Origin of the sequence: Sphingobacterium sp. SG20118 (assembly GCF_044740685.1) — a bacterium.
Classification (GTDB): Bacteria; Bacteroidota; Bacteroidia; order Sphingobacteriales; family Sphingobacteriaceae; genus Sphingobacterium.
Genome location: NZ_CP172826.1, coordinates 4410645 through 4426149, shown reverse-complemented (window position 1 = coordinate 4426149; position 15505 = coordinate 4410645). Strand labels below are relative to the sequence as shown.

The 15505-nt window shown below is 39.9% G+C and carries 17 protein-coding genes and 2 pseudogenes; 6 read left to right on the top strand and 13 right to left on the bottom strand.

Annotated elements, in window-relative coordinates; genetic code table 11:
• The first annotated feature begins 88 nt into the window (after positions 1-88).
• Together ACFX5U_RS20275 and ACFX5U_RS20270 are read left to right on the top strand one after the other, a co-directional pair.
• Complete coding sequence (locus tag ACFX5U_RS20275) at positions 89-565, top strand: lipocalin family protein (protein WP_400261890.1); 477 nt, start codon at positions 89-91, stop codon at positions 563-565.
• A gap of 11 nt (positions 566-576) precedes the next feature.
• Entirely contained in the window at positions 577-939 is a 363-nt protein-coding gene (locus ACFX5U_RS20270; RefSeq protein ID WP_400261889.1) for a hypothetical protein, read from the top strand.
• A gap of 101 nt (positions 940-1040) precedes the next feature.
• On the opposite strand, the gene ACFX5U_RS20265 is transcribed toward ACFX5U_RS20270, so the two are convergent.
• The 6 genes and pseudogenes from ACFX5U_RS20265 to ACFX5U_RS20240 form a co-directional block, all read right to left on the bottom strand.
• A complete protein-coding gene (locus ACFX5U_RS20265) occupies positions 1041-1445 on the bottom strand; it encodes a cytochrome C (protein ID WP_400261888.1) in 405 nt (134 codons plus the stop codon).
• Positions 1438-1662, bottom strand: a complete 225-nt coding sequence (locus ACFX5U_RS20260) for a hypothetical protein (RefSeq protein ID WP_280571657.1) — start codon at positions 1660-1662, stop codon at positions 1438-1440. The genes ACFX5U_RS20265 and ACFX5U_RS20260 overlap by 8 nt, the downstream gene beginning before the upstream one ends.
• A 49-nt stretch (positions 1663-1711) precedes the next feature.
• Positions 1712-2293: a c-type cytochrome gene (locus ACFX5U_RS20255; RefSeq protein ID WP_400261887.1), complete on the bottom strand. Its 582-nt coding sequence runs from the start codon at positions 2291-2293 to the stop codon at positions 1712-1714.
• A gap of 24 nt (positions 2294-2317) precedes the next feature.
• Positions 2318-2371 (bottom strand): annotated as a pseudogene (locus tag ACFX5U_RS20250) (hypothetical protein); the annotation flags it as partial.
• Positions 2372-2513: 142 nt separating this feature from the next.
• A pseudogene (locus tag ACFX5U_RS20245) lies at positions 2514-2720 on the bottom strand (cbb3-type cytochrome c oxidase subunit II); the annotation flags it as partial.
• Between the two features lie 7 nt (positions 2721-2727).
• Entirely contained in the window at positions 2728-4866 is a 2139-nt protein-coding gene (locus ACFX5U_RS20240; protein ID WP_400261886.1) for a cbb3-type cytochrome c oxidase subunit I, read from the bottom strand.
• A 294-nt stretch (positions 4867-5160) separates the two neighbouring features.
• On the opposite strand from ACFX5U_RS20240, the gene ACFX5U_RS20235 reads away from it, so the two are divergent.
• From ACFX5U_RS20235 to ACFX5U_RS20225, 3 genes are all read left to right on the top strand, one after another.
• Positions 5161-5523: a cupin gene (locus tag ACFX5U_RS20235; RefSeq protein WP_400261885.1), complete on the top strand. Its 363-nt coding sequence runs from the start codon at positions 5161-5163 to the stop codon at positions 5521-5523.
• Positions 5524-5953: 430 nt separating this feature from the next.
• On the top strand, positions 5954-6571 hold the full coding sequence (locus ACFX5U_RS20230; protein ID WP_400261884.1) for a LuxR C-terminal-related transcriptional regulator: 618 nt from the start codon (positions 5954-5956) through the stop codon (positions 6569-6571).
• Between the two features lie 90 nt (positions 6572-6661).
• A complete protein-coding gene (locus tag ACFX5U_RS20225) occupies positions 6662-9484 on the top strand; it encodes a collagen binding domain-containing protein (protein WP_400261883.1) in 2823 nt (940 codons plus the stop codon).
• On the opposite strand, the gene ACFX5U_RS20220 is transcribed toward ACFX5U_RS20225, so the two are convergent.
• From ACFX5U_RS20220 to ACFX5U_RS20200, 5 genes are all read right to left on the bottom strand, one after another.
• The gene (locus ACFX5U_RS20220) at positions 9481-10890 is read right to left on the bottom strand and encodes a hypothetical protein (RefSeq protein WP_400261882.1); all 1410 of its coding nucleotides are present in this window, start codon (positions 10888-10890) and stop codon (positions 9481-9483) included. The genes ACFX5U_RS20225 and ACFX5U_RS20220 overlap by 4 nt on opposite strands.
• A complete protein-coding gene (locus ACFX5U_RS20215; protein ID WP_400261881.1) occupies positions 10865-11191 on the bottom strand; it encodes a hypothetical protein in 327 nt (108 codons plus the stop codon). Before ACFX5U_RS20215 ends, ACFX5U_RS20220 begins: the two co-directional genes overlap by 26 nt.
• On the bottom strand, positions 11160-11666 hold the full coding sequence (locus ACFX5U_RS20210) for a hypothetical protein (protein WP_400261880.1): 507 nt from the start codon (positions 11664-11666) through the stop codon (positions 11160-11162). The genes ACFX5U_RS20215 and ACFX5U_RS20210 overlap by 32 nt, the downstream gene beginning before the upstream one ends.
• A 25-nt stretch (positions 11667-11691) precedes the next feature.
• Complete coding sequence (locus tag ACFX5U_RS20205; protein WP_400261879.1) at positions 11692-12213, bottom strand: hypothetical protein; 522 nt, start codon at positions 12211-12213, stop codon at positions 11692-11694.
• Between the two features lie 90 nt (positions 12214-12303).
• A complete protein-coding gene (locus ACFX5U_RS20200; RefSeq protein WP_400261878.1) occupies positions 12304-12924 on the bottom strand; it encodes a hypothetical protein in 621 nt (206 codons plus the stop codon).
• Positions 12925-13234: 310 nt separating this feature from the next.
• On the opposite strand from ACFX5U_RS20200, the gene ACFX5U_RS20195 reads away from it, so the two are divergent.
• Positions 13235-13471, top strand: coding sequence for a hypothetical protein (locus ACFX5U_RS20195; protein ID WP_280571664.1), 237 nt, complete (start codon positions 13235-13237; stop codon positions 13469-13471).
• 16 nt (positions 13472-13487) lie between these two features.
• Here ACFX5U_RS20195 and ACFX5U_RS20190 read toward each other — a convergent pair whose 3' ends face one another.
• Complete coding sequence (locus tag ACFX5U_RS20190; protein ID WP_280571665.1) at positions 13488-14201, bottom strand: response regulator transcription factor; 714 nt, start codon at positions 14199-14201, stop codon at positions 13488-13490.
• Positions 14198-15445, bottom strand: coding sequence for a sensor histidine kinase (locus ACFX5U_RS20185; protein WP_400261877.1), 1248 nt, complete (start codon positions 15443-15445; stop codon positions 14198-14200). Before ACFX5U_RS20185 ends, ACFX5U_RS20190 begins: the two co-directional genes overlap by 4 nt.
• Between the last annotated feature and the right edge of the window lie 60 nt (positions 15446-15505).

The window sequence follows — 15505 nt, the reverse complement described above, 5'->3', positions numbered from 1 at the left end:
GGTGGTATTAATCTGTTGTAAAATGCTATAAATCTGTGATATTTCTGGATTTTAGCTCGGAATAATTTAAACTTTAAATACGAATATTATGAAAAAGATTTTTTATGTAATTACACTTAGCATATTATGCATGCTTTCTTCTTGCGAGAAAGATAAGCCAGAAACTGAAAACACTGAAACCATCGTTGGTAAATGGGAGCTTATGTCTGCTTCATATGTGGATATCTCAAAAGATGGCTCGGAGATACCAGGGTCGGCGGAGGAAGAAGATTTTTCGCATGAAGCCAGAAGAACGACTTATGAGTTTAAAAAAGATGGAACAGGTGTTTCGGTTGAATACGAAGATTCTGGAGAGGAAGTCTATCATTTTGAGTATCGCGTCAAAGATGATTTGATTATTTTAAATGTCCATGACGATGGTGAGCAGATAAAGATTGAAGGTAAATTTGTACGAAACGGCAATAATTTGATAATTGAGGTGATTTCTGACGAGACTTATGATTTGCCGAATGGGGGTAGTGAGACCGTTAGAATAAAAGAAACCATGCACTTAAAGAGAATGTAACAGGATAATAGGTGTTTTTTTTCGGGAATGATGCTGTTAATGTGCAAGTATTATTTGGAGATCATATCACTGTTGTTGGTGTTGATTATTCCTATAACGAACGTATTTCTGGCACTCGTGGTCTATCTTGGCATGTTGGTGTCGGGCCACAGGTATCATTTTTTGACTATGATAAGGGGTATAAGCATAACCATTGGAAAAATGATGACACGCATGTAGATTTTGCAATACGTCCGGCGCTTGGTCTAGAGTTTAGAATTCCTGCTGCTCCACTCGCCATGCATTTTGATTGGAAACCATGGTGGAACCTATCACATGGAGCGCATTTTGAACCGTCCAATTTCACTTTGGGGCTTAAATTCGTCCTGAAATAAAGGACATATAATACAAAATAATCGAAAGAAAATTAGCATGATCCTGCTTTAACGTAAAACTTAAAGCAGGATTTTTTTTAAGTTGTTTTTTCCTTCATATTTTAAGTCAGCTCTAAATACCGAACCAAGTAATATAATGCCCAACCGATGAAACTGATAATCAATATCCAGATCCACCAAGGGATACTCTGTGGTGTTTCACTTCCCTCTATCAAGAAGGATTGCTGATTACCTTTTCCGTAGGCATTGATCATGATGGGGATGATTCCATCGATGATTGCTCCTTCTTTTATACCCGAGATATCGATGGCGGGTCCATTTCTAACTTCGAAAGGAATAATGCGTAACCCTTCTGTGCCATTGGGGTCTTGGCTCACGATCTTCATGATATGCTGTCCATCTACTAATTTTCGGGTATCCAAATCGAACGCAGTAGGGGCATGCATCTCTGCAATTGCAGTGGTCTCGTCATCTATGAAAATATAGATTTTGCTCTTCTCATTCATGATCATCAGTTTTAAAAATGGAATACTTAATGTGGTCTGTCTCTTTTTCCTGTGGTCGAATCAACATTTTGACGGCGTAAAACAAAGTCGCTAAGGAAATGATGACCATGAGGGCTACAATAACATAATCCCAGTAATTGGATGGTCCTCCTCCATGAATGATACCCCGCAGTAGTTTGGGCTGACGACGTTCGCAAACAGGGCAAGCCCACAGCATGACGGGGCTGCCTAATATCAGGAATATAGTGAAGATCTTTTTCATGACGTTATTTGGCTTTAAGTTTTACAAAGTCCACTATTTTTTTAATCTCTTCGGCAGTGACTTCTTTGGCTTTATTGCCCCAACTGGTCCGCTCAAAATTGATGATGGCTGCTACATCGTCTGCTGTAAAATCGGCATTGGTGCCTACTGCGGCCATTACGCTATATGCAGGGCGACTGTCGTAGCCATTCATGATGATATCGATGTATTTTTCTAAATCATCATCCTGTACGATCTTGCTCCCTTTTAATGGGGGAAATGCACCTGGTAGTCCTTCGCCATTAGCTTGGTGACAGCTTTGGCAATGTGCGACGTAAAGTGCCTGACCATCGGATTTTGTAGGCGTTGCGGTAGCCGAGCCTTTGTCGGAAACGGTTTCTCTTTTGTACAGGAAATCGGGGGGTGCCACATTTTCCGATAAGGGTGCTTGTTTTAGTTCTTGTAAATACGCGATGAGATATAACGCATCTTTTGATGCGATGACCTGGCGGCCATCTCGTGGAGCAAACTCTTCGGGTATGCTGACCACAACGTCTCCTTCTTCGGGAGTTACTTTTAAGTCAAATAGCCAAGGATAAGGTGGCATGATCGATTGCTCGACGACTATCCGCGGATTGTAAAGGTGAACGAGATTCCACTCTTTGCTGGGTTGTCGTGTACCGATATCGGTCAGGTCGGGGTCCTGTCCGTTCGGTGCCCATTAGGGTGGCAGTATTGCGCCAAAAATCCGTACGGCCTATTGCAGCATAATCCGCTGCTAAGCTAGGACGCTGGCCCCAAATGTTATCCATCTCGATGTTGCGCACTTGTTGTGTATGGCAGGCAACACAACCATTGGCTACATATACGGCTTTACCTTTTATAGCATTGGGAGACAAGGCCTTTGCTGTAGGCAGGGGTGCGTTGATCTGCTGATTGTGCAACGCTGGTAAAATAGCGACAAAGATGGTCAGTACGACAAAGAATATTGTTGCGGTAACAAATAGCTTTCTATGATTGTTGAAAAAATCCATATCCAGATTATTTAGTGTGTTCTATAGTATGCAAGTTCGCTTCAAGTTTATCGATTGCTTGTTGCCTGATGTCTGACGTTTTGGGATAGACTAACATCCGATACATATTGTAAGCGAAAAAAAGATGGGATATCCACATCAGACTACCGCCGACTGCACGCCATAGCCAATGGGGCATCATGAAGGCAACGCCTTCAATAAATGGTTTACCGTCCATCCAGAGCAATCCTTTTAATGTGCTTCCGTACATCAATGGAATGGTATAAAAGAGCAGACCGATCAAGGCTAACCAGAAATGTGCACCTACGGTGACTTGTGGTGCTTCTTTTCCTGTTAGACGGGGTATAACGGCATAGATACAGGCCCATAATAGAAAGCAGATGATACCATACATGGTCAAATGGGAATGCGCAACGGTAAAATCTGTAAAATGCCAGAGGAGGTTGGTATTTCGAAAAGCTTCTGCTGTGCCTTGAAGGGAACCTGAAAAATAGAAGATAATGCCTACGAGAAAGAAGGGGAGGGTATAGCTATCGCCTAACTTGTACCAGGAACCTTTAAAAGTCATTAAAAAGTTGGTCGTACCTGCTACGACAGGGATGACCATACCTGCACTGCCCACGATGGCTACGGTCTGCAACCACCATGGAATAGCGCTGAAGACAAAATGGTGGCTACCGATCAAGGTGTAAAATAAGATCTGTGTCCAAAAGGCCAACACGCCCAGACTGTAGGAGTAAATGGGTTTGTTGAGCTGTTGGGGAAGAAAATAATACACGAGTCCTAAGGTGAGCAGCATAAACCACATGCCTACACCTTGGTGCATATAATAGCCTTGTACAATGGTTTCTCCAAGTCCTTGTTGCCAAAACGGAATGTAGGCAACCAAAGCAATAACGATGGTGAAAATAACAGCCGAAAGGATATACCAATTGGATATGTACACTTCTCGTGTGGTCCGCATGGCAATTGTTTTATAAAAATTTAGACAGGTCAATACGAGTGCGATAGCGAATAAAAGCATGATTGGCCAAATATATTCACGGTATTCGCCACCGCCGTTGTTGATGCCGGCCATTAAGCTGATGCTACCTGCCAATACACAGGTGTTGAGGAGTATAAGGGTTATCCAGCCCCATTTGAGATTATAAATCGTGGTATTGCTCACGCGGGGGACCACATAATAGGATAAGCCGATCATAGCAATGGATGCCCAGCCCCAGAAAACCGAATTGGTATGTACCGGACGCAATCGGCCAAAACTGAGCCAGCTGACACTGTCCAGATCGGGAGCGATAAATTTAATCCCGATGTATTCGCCTACGGTTGTACCGAATAATAACCAAATGGTAGCAGATATGAGATACCATAAGATCAATTTGGACAATTGTGGGTCTATATTGGGGCGTGGTACGGCCTTTTTCTTTGCTGACACAATGGGAACACCAACACTTTCATAGGGCTGTAGCAGCCCACGTTCATCAGCAGCTTGTGCTGTTCCCGATAAGGTACGTTGCGCGACTTGATAGGAAAGGGCCTTTTTGCGCTCTTCTAATTGTGGTGCTATCTTTTCTAATGGGATATCCTCGAGGAAGGTGCTGAGTTTTTCGGCCGCTACGTTATCTTGAAATTTGGCCAATGTTTTTAAACGCTTCTTCGTCTTAATAATGAGCAGTATGATACCCAATAGAATGGGAATCAATATTAAAAAGATGGTAATCAAGATCCCCGCCTGTTCCAGTAGGTTGGATCTGTTGACGGTAGATGCCGCTGTTTGCCCCATTAAAGGAGTCGTGGAGCTAAAATAACTGATGCCAAATATAAAGAGAAGGAGAGTGGTACCCTTTTTCTTAATTTTTAACAAACGTGTAATCTGCTCTAAATTTAATCGATGGAGATGTGATTCCAGGGGCTTTTCTTCATGGTCTGAATCCGCTTTGAGTAGGTGAGTCGTACTGTCTTTAACCCGCTCTTTTAAGAGTAGTGCACCGCATAGGATGATAACAAAAAGGATAAAGATCAACCAAAATAGTATAGAATCCATATGCATGGAATAGCTCGCTGGTCGAAATTCCTGTGTATATCCTGGAGATACGGAAAGGAGAAAGAGTAGTGTGTAAAACAAGATTTTAAATTTCGATTTCATCTGATGTACAATTAAATGAGGTTAAAATACTGTCATGACTAGGTGTCTGTAAAGACACGGTTGGGATCTATAGCGTTCCATCGAAATGAAGGGAGGATGTAAATCCATTAAGACAAATGTAGGGAATAAAAATAATAAAAGATAATAAACTCTTTTATTGTTTTTTTAATGCTTATCTTTATTCTAGCGTTACCAAACATCAGTGTTTAGAGACTAACAAACAGCGTAAATGAGTGGACGGGAATAAAAACTAGCATGAATGAATGAGCAATGAATGATGATGAAAAATTTGATATGAAAACAGAAACTAAAAACACGCCGCTTTCACTTTATACGGCATTGGCATTTGATAAAAATAAGCCATTGGTTGCCCTGATATTAGAAACACCTATGACTAAGGAATTGCGCATCTGCTTGTCCGAAGGCGTAATGATGAAAGATCATAAAAGTCCTTTTCCAATTGTGATCCACGTTCAGGAAGGTACAATGGAATTGGGAGTGGAGGGGGATTCTTTTGCAATGGTAAAGGGGGATTTGATCAATTTAGAGGGTGGTGTCATGCATAACTTAAAGGCACTGGAAAATACGATCGTTCGATTATCGATAGTGAAAGAGGATAAACTGGAACGTGTGGAGCAAGTGATCAATCCAAGCTAAAGGTTTGAAATACTGTACCTATTGAACTAGAAAAAATAAAGATTGTGATCTAAGCGGGAAGTCAAGAATACATGAACGTAAAGGTGTGAAAATGATTGACACAACAGCATTGGAGTCGACTGCGAAAAGAGCAGAAAGATGTTTAGAATAACGAATACCTATTCAAAATATAGCGCCAGTTATGATACCTGAAAAGAGGGACCTAAAATTAGGTTCCTCTTTTATTTGTGAGCCGATCAATAAACGAATCGCCTCAGTTTTTATATGAGCTATACGCCTGTATTATTTTAATTGTTTTGGGTAAAAACAAATCAATTATAAGCTAAATTTGTTATATTTAGTAAAGAGCATGTTTTTTCAGCTGCAAGCTCCGTTTCGAAGATTTTTCATTATCCGAAACTAGAACTTATGAAATGAAAAAATGTTAGATATGATTAGACTTGGGATAATTGATAACGACGAAAAGGCAAGAAGTAACATCATCGAAATTTTAAAATCAAATGATGTGGATCGTGCAAATATACCTGTAGAAATTCTTTTTGAGACAGATAAGAGCAGTCTTGCCTTAGATTTTAAACTCCTCTCTCCGGACATAGTGATTCTCGATATTGAACATCAAGATGTCATGGCTGTTGAAAAATTAAAACAACTGTTTCCAAAAACAGAAATCATTATTTTAACCCATTTGTCCGACGTGAAAACTGTTCGTAAGTCCTTTCGAAATGGCGCCGTAAGTTATTTATTAAAACAAACTTGCATGGAGTATCTCAACTATGCCGTAATGACCACCCTGGACCAAGGATCTTATATAAGTCCAATCGTTAACAGGGCCTTGATCAATCAAGCTTTTATTTCAAAAAAATATGAAGACCTACTTACCGCGAGGGAGCTTCAGATTGCAAACGGGATCATGGAAGGGTTGAGCTATAAAATGATTGCCGAACAATATAAAATATCATTGGATACCGTGCGCATTTATATCAAACGGGTATATCGAAAACTGAATATCAATAGTAAAGGGGAGCTGATTGCACAACTATCGTTGTAATAGCTGATTTCGTTACATGAAGATGTGACCCTATATATTTCTTTCTATCCAAATTTAGACTGATTTTTGTGAATCTATGAATTTCTTAGTATGCCGATAAAAAGTCTGTTGACTTTCCTGTTGTTTTTATGCTATTCATTTGTTTTCTTATCCGATGCGAAAAGTCAACAGGTCTTTGACGTTGCCTATCGTTTTGAACAGGATACCTTACTAATCAAAGGAGGACAGACTTTTTCCAACAAAATAAGCATCATCAATCGGACGGATAAACAAATTGAACTCATTCCTTCAGCTTATCAATCATTGGCTTTAGCAGGTTTAATCAGGCTGCCACAGGCTATAGTCTTGCAGGCAAATGAGACAAGAAGCTTTCCTTTGAAATATATGGCTGACCGTCAGACCATCATTAGTAATAACCAACCTTTTACGGTCGGTTTCTCCGCTCTTGATAAAAACATCAGCATACCAGCTCCTATATCTTTTTATACCAGATTAAACAGTGAAAGGACTCTGCTTTTACAGAGCGAGCAACCCGAATATTACCTGGATCAGACGACCAATCAAGTACAGGTGATGGTACAGGCGACAAATATTGGGCTTGTTCCAATCACTTTTCAGCTTTTGTTTTCCGGATATCCTGCAGGCTTTGAGATCAGTGGTGAAAGCATGTCAGTGACGCTCCAACCTGGGGTGCAGACCCTTTTGCCTTTTACTGCGCGTATGCGTTCCAAAAATACGGCTGTCGATTTTAATGTCATGCTGCAAGCCGTGGATAATCTAGGGAAGACGTTCAGCACAAACAATATCCGATTTATGAGCATCGGTCATATCAAACGTTTTGATTCAGGTGGTTTTTCACCGTATGAGCCATATGGCAATGCCGTCGCATTTCGATACATGAATATGGGGAAGGGGACTGATATCTATCAATTACAAAGTAATGGTCAATTTGATTTCACGGAGACTCGGAAAATGAATTATAGGCTTAATGTTGACTATTATAAAAAACAAGATGCCATCAATAGTTACGATACTTTTATCGAGTATCAGGATAAAGATTGGGGAATAAAAGTAGGTAATATCTACGAAAATTTGGATCGGAATATCAGCGGACGTGGGATAAAAGCGAGTTATAAATTGGATGCTGACCGTACTATAAGTGTGTATGGTGTAGATAATAACTATCTATTGATCAGTCAGATGAATCATCATATTCCTGGAGCAAAGATCATAGGGGCTAATTACTTGTTTCGAGCTAAATCGGGACAGGAAAGTAACCTTTCTTATTTGTATGGTAAAGATAACTATCGGGGCGTGAATAGTAATCAGATCAGTGGAAAGACCTATTGGAGCATTAGCCCCGATGAGCAGGTTGTATTTGAGGGAGGCTATAGCCTGGAGCATGTGGGTAACGGGAAAAGCAAACATGCGCTGGCAGTTGGTGTAAATTATAACTATCAATTCGGACCCTATCAGCTCAGCAGTATGAATTACTACAGTTCTCCCTTTTATACAGGCTTACGTAGGGGGCTTATTCAAAGTGACTCTCGGATCAGTAGAGCATTCGGGGACAGTAAGAGTATGGCGGCAAGAATGAGCTTTATGGGCAACGATGCCCGTTATCAACAGCAAGACAAAGGGTATTATTTTACTAACCCAAACAATATCCAGATCTATGAACTTGGGTATCATACCGCATTTGGAAAGTTTCAGATTGATTTCAAGCCTTATTTCATGGGACAGCAGTTGCAATACCAAGGGTTTGATCTTTTGGGTGATATGGCCCTAAACTTGGAGTCCAAAGCGATTCGGACGATTGGCGATATCAGTTTCTTCAGTTCCATACATCGTTTTTCTATCCGTACAGATTATGGTTATACCTATCACAATACATCGAATAGACCTCTTGCTCCATTTCACTCGCTTAGGCTCACGGGAAACTACTCCAATCCATTCCTAGGGTTCAGTACCTATGTACAGGTAAATCCCTATTACCTGAGCGACCTTATGATGCGTAACGCGACGGACAGATACAGGGTGTATTCTTTTGGACCCAATACGCAATTTAAAGCTTTTCAAGACAGGCTTCAGGTACAGTTGATGGGCATGTACAGTTATTATGAAGCTTCGCATAGTAACAACATATCGGTAAACAGCAATGTTAAATGGCGCCTGATGGGAAATTGGAATTTGTCGGCAGATCTTTATTATACGTTGAACCAAAGTCGATCGCTCATTGATTTTCCATTGGAAGGTTCTCTGTCGCAATCGTATTCATTTGATAGTCGGCAGATAAGAGTAGGTGTGGAAAGGAAGTTTTCAAAATTGGGTAATGGGATAGGACATAAATTGAATTTACAGTTTTTCGATGATGTGAATAATAATGGAATGCTTGACGTAGGTGAAATAAGCTTAGATGGAATTGTGGTCAAAATCGATAATCATGTTGCATTGACGGATTCGAAAGGACGTGTCAAGTTTTTGGACATGACACCGGGCTCATATACTGTTCATCTTGAAAATAACCAAGGATGGTTGGCACAAGGTCCTATTCAAATCGTATTGACAAAAAATCAAACGCAAGCAATTCCACTGGTTAAGACGAAGATCTTAAAAGGACAAATAAAATCGGTTGTGAATAAATATGCGAATACAAATCCTGAACTGTCGGGTATTCGTATCAATGCTGTTGATGCCCTTGGCAATGAGTATAAGACGTTAAGTGATTTTGAAGGGAATTATACTTTTTTCTTACCATTGGGTAGCTACACTGTATTTATTTCTACTGCAGGAATGTCGTTTTCTATTGATAACCCAAGTCGTAAAATCGAAGTGAATAAGGATCAGAACATCTATCTACAAGATTTTGAATATCGGGATGAACGTAGGAAAATTGGTATCAAGCGGTTTTAAGGTGCAACGAAGCTGAAAATGATAGATGTGGAATAGGTTCTCGGTGGTTTATTGAGCAAATGATCGGTTTCTGTCGCTGGAATGCTATACTTGATATTCAATAAACGGTCAATGACGGGGTCTGCGGCTTGGATAAGTTGCTGTGGCGTTGTGGAAAGACTAATGGTATTCATGCCGGTTTGACCATTCATGGGGCCGATTTTCATGACCGATAGCGGAATCGTATTGGGACCTGATGCAAAATTTTCTGTCGTAGCGCGGACATACAGGTTGTATGGTGTGGTTTTACTGATTTTGAGATGCGCAGGCATATCTTGGCTTACGCCATTAACATAATGGCTGGTTGTTGTGAAACTTAAATTAACAGCCTGTTGATTGGCAATTAACTCGCCAAGATCACTGACCACTACTTCTAGCGTTCCATTCCTTTGTGTCTGTAGTGTACCAGATGGATAGGATGACGATAATTTGCTATAGGTATAGGTGAGTGGAACGGTATAGTTACCTGCTTGTACGAAACCCGTTTTCAACTGCTCGCCAGTAATCGAAAAGCTGTGGTTAAGGGTTTGTGAATTGATTGTGGGAACCGGAATCCCGAGCGTAGTAGTCAACGCTTTGGGTGCCGCAGATAAGGTAATAGCTGTTGCATTGGTAATTCCGGTGAGTGTCGCATTGGCCATCGCTACTGGCGTATTCGGTAGGTAGTTATAAGGAAGGCTGGTACTGAACGCGAAATTGGTGCCTATTGTCTGTATGTTGGGAATATAAGGTACCGTGCTGGCTAGGTATACGGATTTATTGGTACTGATACCATTTACCGAGCGGAAATAACTTAAGTTGTCCACTATGAATTGTGTAGGACCAATAGTAGGCTGTGGACTGATAAATGCGGGTATCGTGATCGTAGCGCTTTGAGTTGGTGGACTTATGACATTACCGCCTAAGAGTCCAGGAGCTAAAAATGCCAGTTCAGAAGTGTAGACACCGGCGATCCAGGTGTTGGAAGCTGTTTCCACACGTGCATTTCCTGTCACTGCTCCAGGTAGGAGATTTGCCAGTGACTTTGCTACATCTTGATAGGCAGTGGTTAATGCAACTTCTGTACTTGTGCTGATGAGGGATATGTTTCCAATACTAGCAATTTTGATGTGCAGCTGATTGAGCGGAATAGTGGTGCTACCACCTGATGTGTTGTTGAAAGTGGCGGTGTTGGCTTTGACGCGAATTGCAGGTAATAGGTTTATGAGTGCTGTGTAGTTGCCTGCAGGAAAAGTCTGCTGATAATCTGTTCTATTCTGAATATTGGATTCAGGTAAGGTAATAGCGAGCTGTGCCTGTACGGAAATACTGTACAAACTTACCCCTATGAAGAGTCCTAATTTAATATGTAATTTCTTTTTCAGCAATTTTTAAATCATATTGGCTACCTGCATCTAGAATGGCTACTGCGAGGTAGCGACCGGATAATGTAGCGGGTAAATCCAATTGAACCCATTGTTCAGCGTAGGGTAATAGAGCAATAGCGATAGATTTAACAGGTATTTCTTCTCCTGTTTCTATATTTGTCAATTCAAATCGTACGTATGCATCCTTGTTGATCTGTCCTGTATTTTTAATCTTGACGCGCATCCTGCGTATGCGCTGATCTTCTTGTTCAGATTTGAAACCTTCATCTTCAAATGCGAGGAACTCCAGGGTCTCCGGCATCGAGGCCAGTAGGAGTATGGTAGACCTGTATCCCGACTTCAAGTAAAACATTGACATGGAAACCTTTTGCGAGTTCTTTCTGCTGTTCTTTGACTTGTGTGAAAAACAGCATACTATTTGTCTGTTCAAGGGGTGCAGGATCAACAGGTATGGTCATGGATAAATTGATTTTTTTTTCTTCTCCTGGCGCTAAGCGTACTGTATTTTCAGATAGGGAAAGCCATGTCGAATTGGACTGTTTGCGCTGCCCTGCAGGAACATATTTTTTAACCCCTAGCGAATCACGGTCCCAGTCTTTTAGATTGGCGATAAACTGGAAGTCGGCCGTAGAGGCATTACTAAAAGTAATGATCTGGCTTACCGTTTGACCTGGCTCTCCTTTGAAAAATATCCGGGATGGGGAAATAGAAATACCCTGAGCATGTGCCAGGGTATTACATAGGTATACGATAAATAATGCTAAATAATATTTCAAATGAAAATTAATTTTAGTTAAATCTTTACAATTGCGTTGCAGTATAAACTACTGTAGTGGTATATTCCCCTGCTGTCAATCCTAAAAGTTTGGTTGCATCTGGAATTTTATAATCGATGTCATAGGTTGCACCTTTAGATGCAATAGCATTGTCCACCAAAGATGCTGCGGTTGTACTAAGCACAGCGGTATTGAGGGTTCCAGTACCATATATTGATGGTGCTGTTGTTGAAGCAACGCTTATTTGCACCACATCCAAGTCTAAGCTTGGGGTAAATGCACTTACGGCATTTACGGTGATGTTATATTTTTGGTTACTCACAACTGTAAAATGTGCTGGTTTCGTTATGGTTTGAGAACCTGCATAATCTGCTGCATTTGCATATACAAATTCTACTTCGGGGGTACCTCCTAATGTAATGGAAATGGCATCTTGAAGCTCAATGCTTAAGTTGACTGGTGTCGTACTTGCAGTCTGCGCTTTTGCTTGTTGGCCAATGCATATAGCCACTAGGACTAAAATAGCCAATGTTAATTTATTTTTCATAAGATTTTTCTAATAGTTGTCAATATATAACTTCCGTAAAAGTAGCGATAGCGATAGGCATTTCCAATTATTTAGGGTCACATGATGATGTTATGATTTATCGACTTCTTCTTGTAGGATGTTCAATTTTCCAGAGGCATTGTTTGCGGTAAATTGGATATAGATATTGCCTTTATCTTCAGTTCGGATCATGTAAAACTTGATGCGTTCATCTGCATAGCCCATATCGCCTTCACCCCCTTTATTTGGGTCTTCGTTGTGATAACGATCATACTCATCTGCTGTAATATGGCCGTCGAATATTTTTACGGCACCCCTAGATTTTAAGTAATCTTCAAGGCTCTTTTCAAAATATCTTTGGGAAAAGGATTCTTTTTCAACACCTGTGACAAAAGTCTTGTATAGCTTGCCTTCAAATGGGGTCATAACACCATTAATGGGGAAATAACAGACGTCAAAATCCTTTTGCAGCGGTTTATTGAGCTCTTTCAGATTTTTTGGTAATGTAAAGAAGGGAAATGCCCCAAGATCAGCGTTTGAATAGGGGATGTCGGCTATATTTAGATTTGTAATCGTCGCACTGTCACCCTCAATGGTTTCTTCTCCATTAGTTTGCTCAGATTGTTTTTGCTCGTTTACATCTTGCTTCACTTTCTGGTTACAGGAAAGAACCAAAAAGGACCCTGCGATTAAAAGTACTGTCTTCTTCATGCTCAATTTATTTGCTATCGTATTATTAAAGTTCTAAATAAACGATGTAATAAACAAGTGATTGCGTAGAAAAATGAATTTTAAGATTTAAGAGGGGAGATGCCACACGGAATTTTATAAAAGAATATCCTGAACATTCATGCTGTAGAAATCAGGGTATCTTCAGATAACCTTGATTTGGTATAAAAAGGAAGCCCTTTGGTATAAAATCTTGATTCCTTCTGTAAGGATCAATTAGATTTGTTAGACAGTGTATGCTTCTTATGAGCAATATCCTGTGAGATAGGATTAAATTTTAAATTTAGGAATAATGGTCAAAGAGGTATTAATTTTTAAAAGTTCTATAAAAACGATTGAAAACAAGATTTTTTTAATGCAGTTATTGCAGCTTAATATGCCTGAAGTGCTTGCTGCGACGGTAGACCTCGATGATGAAGATTCGATATTTCGTGTGGAAACAGCAGGTTGCTCCATAGATCGATTGACCAATCTGTTGCACAATCATGATATCAACGTCGATTTATTGGGACGTTTTAAAGATTCCTGATTTTGCTGTTGATTCCCTATAAAAGACCGCCCGTATATTTCTGAAAAAACGCACTGCGATAGACTTCTCCGATGGGTATTTCGGATTCGTCGATGTAGATGGTATGGTTGTCAAATGAGTCGATAAACGACATGTTGATCAGATAAGATTTGCTGACGCGAACAAATAGATCGGAAAGTAGTTTTTGGTGTATCGTTTTGAGGTTCATGGCTGTAATCATCTTGCTGTTGCGGGTGTAAATGACCACGTAATCTTTTAATGCCTCAATAAATTTGATGTCTTCAAATGCTATTTTATAATACTTACGCTCTGATTTAATCAAAAGGGAATCTTCATTGCTCGCCTCGAACGTATTTTGATTGTCTTTGAGGCTCAACAATCTTTTATAGGTAATAGCCTTGTCGATTGCTTTTGCCAATCGTTCCTTTTTGATGGGCTTGAGGAGATAGTCGATAGCATCCAATTCATAGCTCTTCAATGCATATTGGGTATAAGCTGTCGTTAGGATGACCAATTTGTCTTCCGACAGCGATAGTGCAAAATCCAGCCCATTTAGGGTTGGCATCTCGATGTCAAGAAAGAGGAGGTCTACTTGATTTGCTTTCAGGAATTCTTGTGCCGAAAGGGCATTGGAAAATTCACCAACAATCTCAATAGAAGATATTTCTTGGACCAAATTGCTCATTTCTTCACGAGCAAGAGGTTCATCATCAACTATAATACACTTCATAAAGGGATATTTAATTTGACAAGATATTCAGTATCGGTATTGACGAGATCTAAGTAGTAATTATTTGGATACAGCAATTCTAACCTGCGTGTAGCATTGGTGAGCCCCAGACCTCCATATTTGCTTTTAGTATCCGCTAGATTTGGATCTTTCGAGTTTTTGCATTCAAAGCATAGTTGCTGTTCAGTAGTCGTAAAAGAGATGTGGATATAGGCTTTATTTTCTGTTGCACAAAGGCTATGTTTAATTGCGTTTTCAATAAAAGCAGTAAAGAGATGAGGGGGTAAGAATATGTTTTTTTTAGCCAATTCGGGTTCGCAATATAAGCGGGTAACCAGGTGATCTCTTCGTATCTCTTCCAACTTGAGAAAATTGGATATAAAGTTTATTTCAGACTGCAGTAGCGTCTTGTCATTATCGTTTTCGTATAGTTGATAGCGTAGAAAATCCGACAGTTTTAAAATGACTTCGGTGGCCATCTCCGGATTCTTACGGATCAATGCTTTGACATTGTTCAACATATTGAACAGAAAGTGCGGTTGTATCTGATTTTTTAACGAGGCTAATTCCGTAGTAAAAGCAAGGTTCTTCAATTCGGATATTCTTTTATTATCCAATATCCAGCGGTTGAAGAGTTTAAGTGTGGTGGTTGTCAATATAATCGGTATACAAATTAATATGCCGTTGACAAAGCTCATGGTTTGTGGCGTGACTTTTTTATAACTGGGGGCATGTAAGAGATGGATACAGTTGGCAATCTGAGAAGCCACCATTAAACTGGTCGTTACGAGTAAAACCAACAATAAAATATACATCTCATATTTTCCTCTGAAAAAATAGCGGGGTATCAGGACATACATATTGACGTAAAACATACATACAAAAACTGCCCAGATGGCGAAGGAAAAATAGGTTTTGTATGGAGTTGGAAATTCCACGTGCATATTGGAATTGATGAACAGTAAAAATAGACCTATAAGAAATATTCCATGACGTAAACACCTGAATTTTTTTTCGGTCAGATAACGTATGATAATACCATTGTTATCATCTTCTATTGTTCTTCCATCGTACTCCATAATGGAGACAAAAGTACTTGTTTTTAAGATCAGTCTGATTTCTTTTATACCAATCCAGCTCTTTATTATACCAAAATTGATGGAGCGCAGTTGAAACGATGGTAATGCTGATTGTATCAAAAGTACTTTCGTATAATATAACGACCCTTTTGTATAAATTGCCATTTTCATATGTAGTTATTGGATATCCTTGTATGGTTATCCCAGCTCGGGATTCTATAATTT